The organism is Streptomyces pilosus (genome assembly GCF_014649835.1).
In the GTDB taxonomy this organism is placed as follows: domain Bacteria; phylum Actinomycetota; class Actinomycetes; order Streptomycetales; family Streptomycetaceae; genus Streptomyces; species Streptomyces pilosus.
Window position 1 is genome coordinate 403,060 of sequence record NZ_BMTU01000002.1, and the last position, 12,182, is coordinate 415,241.

Here is a 12,182-nt window from a genome sequence, read left to right on the forward strand (position 1 = left end):
CCAGGGGCTGCGCCCGTGTCCCATAAGCGCTGTAATGGCCAACGTGGTCGGTGAGGGCGCTGCGGGACGCAGCACGAGGACGCTGCGCGCGGAAGGTGCCCTCGCGGCGATCGCGGCCGACCCGGAGTCACCCGACCGGGTGCGCAGGACGCTGGAGCAGGCCCTCGTCTTCGCCGGCGCCGCCTTCGCCGGCGTGTACGCGCCCAGCGCGGACGGGGAGGTGCTCTGTCTGGCGGAGTCCGCCGGTGTGCCGAGGACCCTGTGCGGGGTGCGGGACAGCTACCCCCTCGCGGAGCACTCGCCGGTGGCCGAGGCGTACCGCGGCCGGCCGGTGTGGCTGGGGCCGCGGGACCTCGCCGCGCAGGCCCAGTCCAGGCGGGTGCCCCGCCGCGACTTCCACCTCGCCGCCCTGCCCGTGAGCCGGGACGGCGGCGGCTGTCTCCTCGCGATCGGCGAGCGCCCCGGCGGGTTCGACGCCGACGACCGCGCCTGCCTCGGGCTGGTCGCCGACGCCGTCGCCTTTCCCGCGCCGCCCGCCGCCACCGACGGCACGGAGCTGCCGCCGGGCGGCTTCAGCCTGGCCATGGACACCGGCCGGGTCCGGGTCGACGGGGACGTCCTGGAGCTGTTCGGTCTCGGCCCCGGGGAGTTCGACGGACGGGTGGAGACCCTGCTCGGCCTGACGGTGCCGGAGGACCTGCCCTCCCTGATGTCCGTGGTGGAGGCCGACCACATGACGATCGGCGAGCGGGAACTGGAGTTCCGGGTGCTCCAGCCCGCGGGACCGCCCAAGTGGATCCGGCTGCGCGGCAGGCTGCTGCCCGGCGGGGAGGGTCGCCCGGCCCGGCTGGTGGGTTCCGTCACGGACGCCTCCACGCTGCGCTCCGACATCACCGACGTGGCCCGCGTCCAGCGGCTCGCCGCCGCCCTGGCCACCGCGGTCACCGTGCGCGACGTCGGCAAGGCCGTCGTCACCGCGCTGCGCCGGCCGCTGCGCGCCGACCGGATCGCGCTGGCCGAGCTGGAGAGCGAACGGCTCGTCGTCACCGTCCTCGACCCGCCCGAGCCGGAGGCGTGGCCGGAGGTGTGGCGCGCGGAGTGGCGCACCGAGTGGCCCGACGCGCCCGTGCGCACCATGCCCACCCTGGCCGCCGCCCTGCGGGAGGGCCGCGCCGGCATCTGGCCGGCGGGGTCACCGCTGGAGAGCGCCCTCGCCGAGGTCGGCCCCGGCGGGCTGGCCGTGCTGCCGCTGCCCGCCGGCAACCGCATGGTCGGCGCCTGTCTGATCGGCTGGGACGCCCCGCACGACTTCGGCGCCGACGAACGCGCCCTGCTCACCGCCGCCGCCGGCCTCGCCGGGCAGGCCCTGATGCGGGCCCGCGCCTTCGACGCCGAGCACGAACTGGTCGGCATGCTCCAGCGTCAGCTGCTCCCGCGCAGGCTGCCCCGCCTGCCGGGCGCGGTAGCCGTCGCCCGCTACCTGCCCAGCACCGCGGGCCTGGAACTCGGCGGCGACTGGTACGACGTGATCCCCCTGCCGGACAACCACGTCGCCCTCGTCATCGGCGACGTCCAGGGCCACAACGCCGGCGCCGCCACCCTCATGGGCCAGATGCGCACCGCGCTGCGCGCCTACGCCGTCGAGGGACACCCGCCGGACGTGGTGGTGTCCCACGCCAACCGCCTGCTCATGGACATGGAGACCGACCTCTTCGCCACCTGCTGCTACGTCGACGTGGACATGGAGGAAGGCTCCGCCTGGTGCGTACGCGCCGGTCACCTCCCGCCCGTGCTGCGTCACCCGGACGGCCGGACGGAGATCGCGGAGGCGGAGGGCGGCCCGCCGCTCGGGGTGGTCCGGCAGTGCGACTTCCCCATGAGCCCGATCCGGCTCCAGCCGGGCACGGTGATCGCGCTCACCACCGACGGCCTGGTCGAGTCGCCCGGGACCGACATCGACGCGGGCATGGCGGGCTTCGCCCGGCAGCTGGCCGCGGCCGACCCCGCCCGTCTCGGGCCGGTCGCCGACACCCTGCTCGGCAAGGCGCCGCGCAGCGACGACGTCGCCCTGCTGCTGATGCGCTACGACGGCATGACCGCGCTCCCGCTGCGGGAGAGCTGGACGGTGTGGCGGGTGCCCCAGGCCGTCGGTCACGCCCGCCGCTTCACCCGGCGCACGCTGCGCTCCTGGGGCGTGAGCGAGGACGTCGACGCCGCCCTGCTCGCCGTCTCCGAACTGGTCACCAACGCCCTGGTGCACACGGACGGCCAGGTCCGCCTCGACCTCACCCTCGTGGGGGACAGGCTGCGCCTCGCGGTCGCCGACGCCTCGCCCCGCTCTCCCGTGAAGCCCACCAGCATCGGCTGGGAGGCCACCGGCGGCCGGGGCATCCTGCTCGTCGAGGCCGTGTCGGCGGGCTGGGGCACGCTTCCGGTCAGCGGGGGCAAACAGGTGTGGGCGGAATTCCTCCTGCGCTGACCTCGCCGCCCCGGCCGGACCGCCCGCGATGTGCTCCGCCGGCGCGTACGACGGCGGAGGGTTTGTGCGACGCCCTCCCGGGGACCCGGGCGCGAGCGGAAGCAGAAGGAAGATGATGCGGCGTGATACCGGAGATCAGCGACAAACCGAGGCCCCGTCGGCCGGAGACCGGCTGGGCCCGCGCCCGGCGACTGCGCGGGGAGGAACCGCTGCGGACCTGCCTGCCCGCCGTGGAGCTGCGCGTCGCCCCCACCGCGGCCCCGGACACGGGCCCGGAGGCGAACATCGTCAGGGGCGAGGACTAGGCCCGTCCGGCGGATCATGCCGGAGACGCGGGGGCCGAGACACCGTCGCCTTCCTCCGACTCGATCCGCCGGGACCGGCCCCGGCGGGGGCCCGGACGGACGGCCCGGGCCGTCGACGCGCCTAGGCTGTGACGCGTGCGACTCCTGCTGATGTCCGACACCCACCTGCCCAAGCGCGCCAAGCGGCTTCCCGAGCCGCTGCTCGAGGAAGTCCCCCGCGCGGACGTCGTGTTCCACGCGGGGGACTGGGTCGACACCGACACCCTCGACCTGCTGGAGAGCCGCAGCCGCAGGCTGATCGCCGTGTACGGCAACAACGACGGGCTCGGGCTGCGGGCCCGGCTGCCCGAGACCGCGTACGCCGAACTCGAAGGGCTGCGCTTCGCGGTGGTCCACGAGACGGGGCCCTCGCAAGGGCGGGACGCACGGTGTGCCGCCCGCTTCCCCGACACCGACGTGCTGGTGTTCGGGCACAGTCACATCCCGTGGGACACCACCGCGTCCACGGGACTCCGTCTGCTGAACCCGGGCTCCCCGACCGACCGCCGCCGTCAGCCCCACTGCACCTACATGACCGCCCTGATCTCCGGAGGCCGGCTGACGCAGGTGGACCTCCACCGGCTGCCCCCGCGCTGACGGTCCGGGCCGCTTCGTCTCGGTGGAAGCGGCCCGGGCGCTGCGAGTATGTGCGCTTTCACGGACCTCCTTCCCACGATCGGAGGTGATGAAGGGCGACTACCCCGTGTGGCCCGGCTCACACACCTCCCGTCTCCCGGGTCTCCGGGCCACGGAGGTACCGCCCCCGGGGGAAGCGGCCGCTAGGGCCGGGATCCCGGCGTACCCGTCCAGTCGGCCCGCACATGGCCGAGGCGCACCCGCTGCGGATGGTCACCGACGGGGACGGAGACGGTCTTCGCTCCGGTGGCGAAGTCGATGGCGGTGACCCGGTCGGCGCCGCTCTCCGACACCACGCAGGACCTCCCGTCGCCGCTGACCGTCGCCCAGTACGGCTTGGACACGGTGACGAGCGGTCCCTCCCGCAGGGTCGTCCGGTCGACGACGGTCGCGTAGTCGTCCATCGTGCCCGCGACGCACAGCTTCGTGCCGTCCGGCTTCATGGTGATGCCGTGGTGGCGCGAGTCGTTGACCCAGGTGGTGCGGTCGCTGCTGGTGGCGGGGTTCTTCGGCAGGGTCTTGGTGCGGGTGATCCGGTCGGTGGTGACGTCGTACTCGAAGAAGCCGTTGAAGAAGGAGACCTGGAAGTACAGCTTCGACTCGTCGGGGGAGAACGCGGCCGGGCGGACCGCGTCCGAGTGGTCCTTCAGGCCGATCGCGTCGAGTCGCTCGCGCATGTCGACGACCTGGACCTGCTCGAAGGTGGTGGCGTCGACGACCGTGATGCGCCGGTCGCCCTTCGTCCAGTCCAGCCAGGTGGCGTCGAGCGCGGTGTTCACCTCGCCGATGGACATGTTCCAGATGTGCCTGCCGTCGGCGCTGAAGATGTTCTCGTGCGGTTTGTCGCCGGTGGCGAACGAGCCGAGCTCCCTCCCCGTCCCGATGTCCAGGACGTGCACCCTGTTGGAGGTCGAGGCGGAGACGGCGACACGCCGGCCGTCGGGGGAGACGGCCATGTGATCGGAGCGGTAACCGGACACCGGGAAGCGCCAGTTGACCGCGCCGGTGGCGAGGTCGAGGGAGACCACGTCGGCGAAGCTCGGCCGGGAGACCACCACCGAGGTGCCGTCCGGCGTGGAGTACATGTCGTCGACGAGCTGGTCGTGGCCCTCGCCGACGCCGCTGCGGATGGCCATGAAGTAGATCCAGCGGATCGGGTCGGCGTTGATCTCCGCCATCCGTTCGGCCTTGTCGGGGACGACGTCGATCCGGCCGATCTTCGCCAGGTCCCCGGCGGAGGCGAGGACGTCGGCGGTCCCGTCCCAGTTGTTGCCCACGAACAGCACCTCGCGCAGGGCGGCGGGGGAGCCGGGGGCTGATCCGGCGGCGCTCGCGACGGACGCCGGAGCGGTGAGGGTCAGGGCGAGGGCGGCGGCGAGGACGCACAGGTGCCTGGTTCTGCGGAGCGGCATGACTGCTCTCTCCTCTGCGGTGGGGGTGAGTGGAACATGTCAAGTCGAGGCGCCGTCACTCCGAGAATCGGTGTTTTCGGAGTCAACTTACTGAAAAGTAGGGAAGGGTTTCCCTCCTCCACAAGACTCCGGACACGACGGAAGGCCACGCGGACGTGATGACCCCGTGGCCCCGGGCGGTGCCCGGCGTCCACGGCATGACGGAGTTCCTCACCCCCGTGCGCGCCGGACGCGGCACGACACCGGTGCCGGCGTCCGCCGCGGCGGTCCCCCCGTCCCGGCATCGCCCGCGTCACCGGCGCCCCGCCCGGCGGGGTGGCGCCCGCCCGGGACGGCGGCGTCCCTCACCTCTCGTCGAGAGCTCCAATGGCGGCCGCCCGGGACACCCCCGCCGAAGCAGGGGATACGGCGGTGGCGCTATTCGTCCCAGGCCTGGATCATCGTCTGACCGGTGATCTTCCCGTCCCGCAGGGTGAGCATCGACTCCGAGAGCACCCGCACCCCGTCCGGGTAGCGGCAGCTCTCGCAATAGGCGGCGTGGTCACCCTGGACGACGCACGCCTCGAGCGAGTGCGTCATGTCGCGGCTGTAGACGTCCTCGAGCATCGCGGCGATCTCGTCGCGGCCGCGCAGCACCTTGGGATGACTGGGCTGGGTGTTGCGGTCGACGACGCGCAGTTCGGCGTCGTCCGCGTACAGCGCCACCAGCCCTGCCGCCGTATCCGCCTCGATGCCCCGGCGCAGGGTGTCCGTGCCGAAGCCGGACTGTGCCGCGGTTGTCATGCCGACCACCTCCCGGGAAGGCCGCGGCCCGTACCTCCGGCGGGCCGTGACGGCCTCTCCTACGAGCCTCCTCCGGCCCGGCGGGCGAGGCAAGTCCCGCTCCGGCACCAGCGGCCCGCGGTCACCCGCCCGTCGCCAGGAACTGGGTCGCCGCCAGCTCCGCGTACAGCGGATCGGCGGTGACCAGCTCGCGGTGCGTGCCCACGGCACGGACCCGGCCCGCGTCCATCACCACGATCCGGTCGGCCGTCGTCACCGTGGACAGCCGGTGCGCGACCACCAGCACCGTCGTCGTACGGGCCACGTCGGCGACGGTGTCCCGCAGCGCCGCCTCGTTCACCGCGTCGAGCTGTGAGGTGGCCTCGTCGAGCAGCAGCAGCCGGGGCCGGCGCAGCAGGGCGCGCGCGATCGCCACCCGCTGCCGCTCACCGCCGGACAGCTTGGTGCCGCGGTGCCCGACGAGGGTGTCGAGACCCTGCGGCAGCCGGGACACCAGACCGTCCAGCCGGGTCGTCTTCAGCACCCGCGTCACCGTGTCGTCGTCCGTCCCGGGGCTGCCCAGCAGCAGGTTGTCCCGGAGCGAGCCCGACAGCACCGGCGCGTCCTGCTCGACGTACCCGATCGCCGCCCGCAGCTCCCCGAGGGGCCAGTCGGCCAGATCCCGGCCGTCGAGGGTGATCACACCGCCGCCCGGGTCGTAGAACCGCTCGATGAGGGAGAACACCGTGGTCTTGCCCGCGCCGGACGGGCCGACGAACGCCGTCATGCCCTGCGCGGGCACGGCGAACGTCACCCCGTGGTGGACGTACGGCAGGTCCTCGGCGTACCGGAAGCGGACGTCCTCGAAGGCGAGCGAGGCGGGCGCCGCGCCGGGCGTGGGCAGTTCCGCGGGCCCGGCCGCCGGTTCGGCGGGCAACCGCAGCGCCTCCTGGATCCGGGCGAGGGCGGCGCTGCCCGCCTGGTACTGGGTGACAGCGCCGACGACCTCCTGGATCGGCGCCATCAGGTAGAACACGAACAGCAGGAACGCCACCAGCGTCCCGATGTCGACGGCCCCCGTCGCCACCCGCGCACCGCCCACCGCGAGCACCGTGATGAACGCGATCTGCATGGCCAGCCCCGCCGTGTTCCCCGCCGCGGCCGACCACTTGGCGGCGCGCACGCTCTGCCGCCACGACTCCTGTGCGGCCTCGTGCAGCGTCCGCTCCTCCCGGGGCTCGGCCCCCGAGGCCTTGACCGTGCGCAGCGCGCCCAGCACCCGCTCCAGCGAGGCACCCATCACACCGACCGCGTCCTGCGCCTGCCGGGAGGCGCGGTTGATCCGCGGCACGATGACCCCGAGCACCGTCCCCGCGGCCGCGATCACCCCCAGCGTGACACCCAGCAGGACCGGGTCCACGAATCCCATCAGCACCACGGTCGCGATCAGTGTCAGCCCGCCCGTGCCGAGGCCGACCAGGGAGTCGGTGGTCACCTCCCGCAGCAGCGTGGTGTCGGAGGTGATCCGCGCCATCAGATCGCCCGGCTCGGTGCGGTCCACGGCCGCTATCCGCAGCCGCAGCAGGTACGACGACAGCGAACGCCGCGCCCCGAGCACCACCGACTCCGCCGTGCGTCGCAGGACGTACGAACCCAGCCCGCCCAGCACGGCGTTGGCGACCACCAGGGCCGACATCAGCAGCAGGGCCCCGGAGATGGCCCGGTCGGCCGAGAGGTCGTCGATCAGCTCCCGCGCCACCAGCGGCAGCATCAGCCCCGTCGCACCGGTCATCAGCGAGAGCAGGGCACCGCCCAGCAGGGCCCACCGGTGCGGCCGCACGTACCCGAGCAGCAGCCGCAGGGCGGACGGGCCGGATTCCTCGGCTGCGACGGTCACGTGGCCCCCCTCGGTGACGGATGAAGCTCCAGGCTACGTCGACGCCGTGCACCCGCCGCACGCCGGTCGGCACCACCGATCGTTCCCGCGTAGGGTCGGGGAGACGGACACCGGCCGATGAAGGAGTCAGCACCATGGCCCAGGAAGTACGCGGCGTGATCGCACCCGGCAAGGACGAGCCGGTGCGGATCGAGACGGTCGTCGTACCCGACCCGGGACCCGGCGAGGCGGTCGTGCGGGTCGAGGCCTGCGGCGTGTGCCACACGGATCTGCACTACAAGCAGGGCGGGATCAGCGACGACTTCCCGTTCCTGCTCGGCCACGAGGCGGCGGGCGTCGTCGAGTCGGTCGGTGACGGAGTCACCGACGTCGAACCCGGTGACTTCGTGATCCTCAACTGGCGCGCGGTGTGCGGAAAGTGCCGCGCCTGTCTGCGCGGCCGCCCCTGGTACTGCTTCGACACGCACAACGCCGAGCAGAAGATGACCCTGGCCTCCACCGGCCAGGAGCTCTCCCCGGCCCTGGGCATCGGCGCCTTCGCCGAGAAGACCCTGGTCGCCGCCGGACAGTGCACCAAGGTCGACCCCGCCGTCTCCGCGCAGGTCGCCGGCCTGCTCGGCTGCGGCGTGATGGCCGGCATCGGCGCCGCCATCAACACCGGCGCCGTCGGCCGGGGCGACTCGGTCGCCGTCATCGGCTGCGGCGGCGTCGGCGACGCGGCCGTCGCCGGGGCCCGGCTCGCCGGAGCGGCGAAGATCATCGCCGTCGACATCGACGCACGCAAGCTGGAGACCGCCCGCTCCATGGGCGCCACTCACACCGTCAACTCCCGCGAGACCGACCCCGTCGAGGCGATCCGCGACCTCACCGGCGGCTTCGGCGCGGACGTGGTCATCGACGCCGTCGGCCGCCCCGAGACCTACCAGCAGGCCTTCTACGCCCGGGACCTGGCCGGCACGGTCGTGCTGGTCGGTGTGCCCACCCCGGAGATGAAGCTGGAACTGCCGCTCCTCGACGTCTTCGGCCGCGGTGGCTCCCTGAAGTCCTCCTGGTACGGCGACTGCCTGCCCTCCCGGGACTTCCCGATGCTGATCGACCTGCACCTCCAGGGACGTCTGGACCTGGGCGCGTTCGTCACCGAGACCATCCAGCTGGACGACGTGGAGAAGGCGTTCGAGCGGATGCACCGCGGCGACGTGCTGCGCTCGGTGGTGGTGCTGTGATGGCCGCCCGCATCGAACGACTCGTGACCTCGGGGCAGTTCAGCCTCGACGGCGGCACCTGGGACGTCGAGAACAACGTGTGGATCGTCGGTGACGACCACGAGGCGATCGTCATCGACGCCGCCCACGACGCCGACGCCATCGCCGAGGCGGTGGGGGACCGGCGCCTGACGGCCATCGTCTGCACCCACGCCCACAACGACCACATCGACGCCGCCCCCGCCCTCGCCGAGCGCACCGGTGCCACCATCTGGCTGCACCCCGACGACCTGCCCCTGTGGAAGCAGACCCACCCCGACCGCGACCCCGACGCCTGGCTGGTCGACGGGCAGGTCATCGAGGCCGCCGGCGCCGACCTCACGGTGCTGCACACCCCCGGTCACGCGCCGGGCGCGGTCTGCCTCCACGACGCCGGACTGGCGACCGTGTTCACCGGCGACACCCTCTTCCAGGGGGGTCCCGGCGCCACCGGCCGCTCCTTCTCCCACTTCCCGACGATCATCGACTCGATCCGGGACCGGCTCCTCGCGCTCCCGCCCGAGACCAAGGTCCTCACCGGGCACGGCGATCCCACCACCATCGGCGCGGAGGCCCCGCACCTGGAGGAATGGATCGCACGGGGCCACTGACGGGCCACCCGGGTGACCGGCGCGAAAAGACGACAGAAGGTGTCCGGCTTACCCGTCACCATCGATGAGGGAAACCGAGCAGAGGTGACGGGAGGCCGTACATGTCGGAGCAGCTGAAGGACAAGGTCGCGCTGGTGGCCGGGGCGACGCGGGGAGCCGGGCGGGGTATCGCCGTGGAACTGGGCGCGGCGGGCGCCACCGTCTACGTCACGGGCCGCAGCACCCGTGCCCGCCGCTCCGAGTACGACCGCCCGGAGACCATCGAGGACACCGCCGACCTGGTCACCGAGGCCGGCGGCACGGGGATCGCGGTGCCCACCGACCACCTCGACCCCGCACAGGTCCGCGCGCTCGTCGACCGGATCGACGGCGAGCAGGGCCGCCTGGACGTCCTCGTCAACGACATCTGGGGCGGTGAGACCCTCTTCGACTGGGAGGCGCCGGTCTGGGAGCACGACCTGGACAAGGGTCTGCGGCTGCTCCGCCTCGCCGTCGAGACGCACGCGATCACCAGCCATCACGCCCTGCCGCTGATGCTGCGCACCCCGGGCGGACTGGTCGTCGAGATGACCGACGGCACCGCCGACTACAACCGCGACACCTACCGCGTCTCCTTCTTCTACGACCTCGCCAAGTCCTCCGTCCTGCGGATGGCCTTCGCCCTCGGCCACGAACTCGGGCCGCGCGGCGCCACGGCGGTGGCCCTCACCCCGGGCTGGCTGCGCTCGGAGATGATGCTCGACCACTTCAAGGTCCGCGAGGACAACTGGCGCGACGCCCTCACCGACGTCCCCCACTTCGCCATCTCGGAGACCCCGCGCTACGTGGGGCGCGCCGTCGCCGCCCTCGCCGCCGATCCGGACGTGGCCCGCTACAACGGAACCTCCCTGTCCAGCGGCGGCCTCGCCCGCGAGTACGGCTTCACCGACCTCGACGGCAGCCGCCCGGACGCCTGGCGCTACCTGGTCGAGGTGCAGGACGCGGGCCGGCCGGCGGACGTGACCGGCTACCGCTGATTCCCTCCGGCACCCTGCCGCGGTGATCGTCCGGCGGATACCGTCACCGCATGACGACGGACACGCACCGGTTCGAGGGATACGGGGTTCTCATCACGGGGGCGGCACGCGGCATCGGCGCGGCCACCGCCCGGCGGTTCGCCGAGGAGGGCGCGCGCGTCCTGGTGGCCGACGTCGACCCGGACGCGGCGCGGTCGACGGCCTCGGCCCTGCGGGAGCGGGGCCTCGGCGCCGAGGCGGTGGCCTGCGACGTGGCCGACCGTGCCTCGGTCGAGGCGGCCGTGGCGCACGCGGTGGGCACCTTCGGCTCGCTCGACGTCCTGGTCAACAACGCCGCCCACTGCACCCCGGACGCGCCCCGCTTCGAGGACGAACCGGACGAGGAGTGGGCCGTGGACCTCGACGTCACCCTCACCGGTGCCTGGCGCTGCTGCCGCGCCGCGCTGCCGCACCTCGAGGCCTCGGGCCGGGGGGCCGTCGTGAACGTCGGCTCCGTCAACGGCCTGCAGGACTTCGGCAATCACGCCTACAGCGCCGCCAAGGCCGGACTGATCTCCCTCACCCGCACCCTCACCGGGCACGCCGCGCCGCGAGGGGTCCGGGTCAACCTCGTCGCGCCGGGAACCGTCCGCACCCGCGCCTGGAGCGGCAGGGACGACGACCTCGAGGCGCTCCGGCGCCTGTACCCGCTGGGCCGGGTCGGCGAACCGGAGGACATCGCGGCCGCCGTCGCCTTCCTCGCCTCCCGCGACGCCTCCTGGATCACCGGGGCCACCCTCGCGGTCGACGGTGGGATCACCGCGGTGAACACGGCCTTCGGCCAGGCGGTGCGCCGTCCGGGAGCCGAGCGGTAGGTCCCGTTCCGGGACCGGATGTCACCGTTCGGTTGCGGACGGTCCGTGCCGTACAACCGATTTTCCCGATGAGTCGTCTACCTGGCAGAGTGCGCAGGCCATGCGCCACACCCGCTGCGGAAAGGCAGAACGAACCATGGGGGACATACGGAGACGGAGTGCCGTGATCCTCGGAGTCACCTCGCTGGTGGCTCCGCTGACCATCGCGCTCGGTGCCACGCCGGCGCAGGCCGCGAGCTGTACCACCTCGACGGGCCCGCACCAGAAGAAGGTGGAGAAGTTCCTCGGCCGACCGGTCGACGGCAAGCAGTCCTCCGCCGACTGCAAGGCCATCCGGGCCTTCCAGAACAAGCACGGCATCAAGCCGAACATCGGGTACGCCGGTTCCGTCACCTGGGGCGTGATGGACCTCATGAACAAGCAGAAGGCCGTCGGGAAGAACCCGAACAAGGCAGGCAAGTGCCCCACCAACAAGGGCCGGATCGCGTGCGTGAACCTCACGCTCCAGCTCAGCTGGATCCAGGACGGCAAGAAGCTCGTCTACGGCCCCGTCCCCGTGCGCACGGGGCGCAACGGGTACGAGACCCGCACCGGCCTGAAGAAGGTCTACTGGCGCAACATCGACCACCACTCGACGATCTACGACGTGCCGATGCCCTACAGCCAGTTCTTCGACGGCGGCCAGGCCTTCCACTCGGTCGGGGTCAGCATGTGGAACCCGCCCGGCTCGCACGGCTGCGTCAACATGACCAGGACCACCGCCAAGAAGTACTGGTCGCTGCTGAAGAAGGGCGACGACGTCTACGTGTACGGCCGCAAGCCGGGCACCTGATCCCGCCCGCCGCCCCCGGGCCCGCCCGCGGGCCCGGGTGAGGGCGCCCCTGGTGGGAGCGATGTGAACTCGCCCACGTTGCACGGCAGATACGGCAG

11 protein-coding genes are annotated in these 12,182 nt (G+C 72.8%); 8 read left to right on the forward strand and 3 right to left on the reverse strand.

Annotated elements, in window-relative coordinates; translation table 11 throughout:
• Positions 1-34 precede the first annotated feature (34 nt).
• The 3 genes from IE118_RS06760 (at position 35) to IE118_RS06770 (ending at position 3,420) form a co-directional block, all read left to right on the forward strand.
• Complete coding sequence (locus IE118_RS06760) at positions 35-2,479, forward strand: SpoIIE family protein phosphatase (RefSeq protein WP_189556399.1); 2,445 nt, start codon at positions 35-37, stop codon at positions 2,477-2,479.
• 122 nt (positions 2,480-2,601) lie between these two features.
• The gene (locus IE118_RS06765) at positions 2,602-2,784 is read left to right on the forward strand and encodes a hypothetical protein (protein ID WP_189556401.1); all 183 of its coding nucleotides are present in this window, start codon (positions 2,602-2,604) and stop codon (positions 2,782-2,784) included.
• Positions 2,785-2,919: 135 nt separating this feature from the next.
• The gene (locus IE118_RS06770) at positions 2,920-3,420 is read left to right on the forward strand and encodes a metallophosphoesterase family protein (RefSeq protein ID WP_189556403.1); all 501 of its coding nucleotides are present in this window, start codon (positions 2,920-2,922) and stop codon (positions 3,418-3,420) included.
• Between the two features lie 182 nt (positions 3,421-3,602).
• Here IE118_RS06770 and IE118_RS06775 read toward each other — a convergent pair whose 3' ends face one another.
• From IE118_RS06775 to IE118_RS06785, 3 genes are all read right to left on the reverse strand, one after another.
• Entirely contained in the window at positions 3,603-4,871 is a 1,269-nt protein-coding gene (locus tag IE118_RS06775; protein WP_189556405.1) for a YncE family protein, read from the reverse strand.
• A gap of 417 nt (positions 4,872-5,288) precedes the next feature.
• Positions 5,289-5,654 carry a nuclear transport factor 2 family protein gene (locus IE118_RS06780; RefSeq protein WP_189556407.1) on the reverse strand — a complete coding sequence of 122 codons (366 nt, stop codon included), beginning with the start codon at positions 5,652-5,654 and terminating at the stop codon, positions 5,289-5,291.
• 121 nt (positions 5,655-5,775) lie between these two features.
• Positions 5,776-7,530, reverse strand: coding sequence for an ABC transporter ATP-binding protein (locus IE118_RS06785; RefSeq protein WP_189556409.1), 1,755 nt, complete (start codon positions 7,528-7,530; stop codon positions 5,776-5,778).
• A 134-nt stretch (positions 7,531-7,664) separates the two neighbouring features.
• Between IE118_RS06785 and IE118_RS06790 the strand changes: the two genes are divergently transcribed.
• From IE118_RS06790 to IE118_RS06810, 5 genes are all read left to right on the forward strand, one after another.
• Positions 7,665-8,753: an S-(hydroxymethyl)mycothiol dehydrogenase gene (locus tag IE118_RS06790; protein ID WP_189556411.1), complete on the forward strand. Its 1,089-nt coding sequence runs from the start codon at positions 7,665-7,667 to the stop codon at positions 8,751-8,753.
• Positions 8,753-9,382 carry an MBL fold metallo-hydrolase gene (locus IE118_RS06795; RefSeq protein ID WP_189556413.1) on the forward strand — a complete coding sequence of 210 codons (630 nt, stop codon included), beginning with the start codon at positions 8,753-8,755 and terminating at the stop codon, positions 9,380-9,382. The genes IE118_RS06790 and IE118_RS06795 overlap by 1 nt, the downstream gene beginning before the upstream one ends.
• A 101-nt stretch (positions 9,383-9,483) precedes the next feature.
• Positions 9,484-10,398: an SDR family oxidoreductase gene (locus IE118_RS06800; protein WP_189556415.1), complete on the forward strand. Its 915-nt coding sequence runs from the start codon at positions 9,484-9,486 to the stop codon at positions 10,396-10,398.
• A gap of 50 nt (positions 10,399-10,448) precedes the next feature.
• Positions 10,449-11,252 carry an SDR family NAD(P)-dependent oxidoreductase gene (locus IE118_RS06805; protein WP_189556417.1) on the forward strand — a complete coding sequence of 268 codons (804 nt, stop codon included), beginning with the start codon at positions 10,449-10,451 and terminating at the stop codon, positions 11,250-11,252.
• Positions 11,253-11,388: 136 nt separating this feature from the next.
• Positions 11,389-12,084 carry a L,D-transpeptidase family protein gene (locus tag IE118_RS06810; protein WP_189556419.1) on the forward strand — a complete coding sequence of 232 codons (696 nt, stop codon included), beginning with the start codon at positions 11,389-11,391 and terminating at the stop codon, positions 12,082-12,084.
• Positions 12,085-12,182 lie beyond the last annotated feature (98 nt).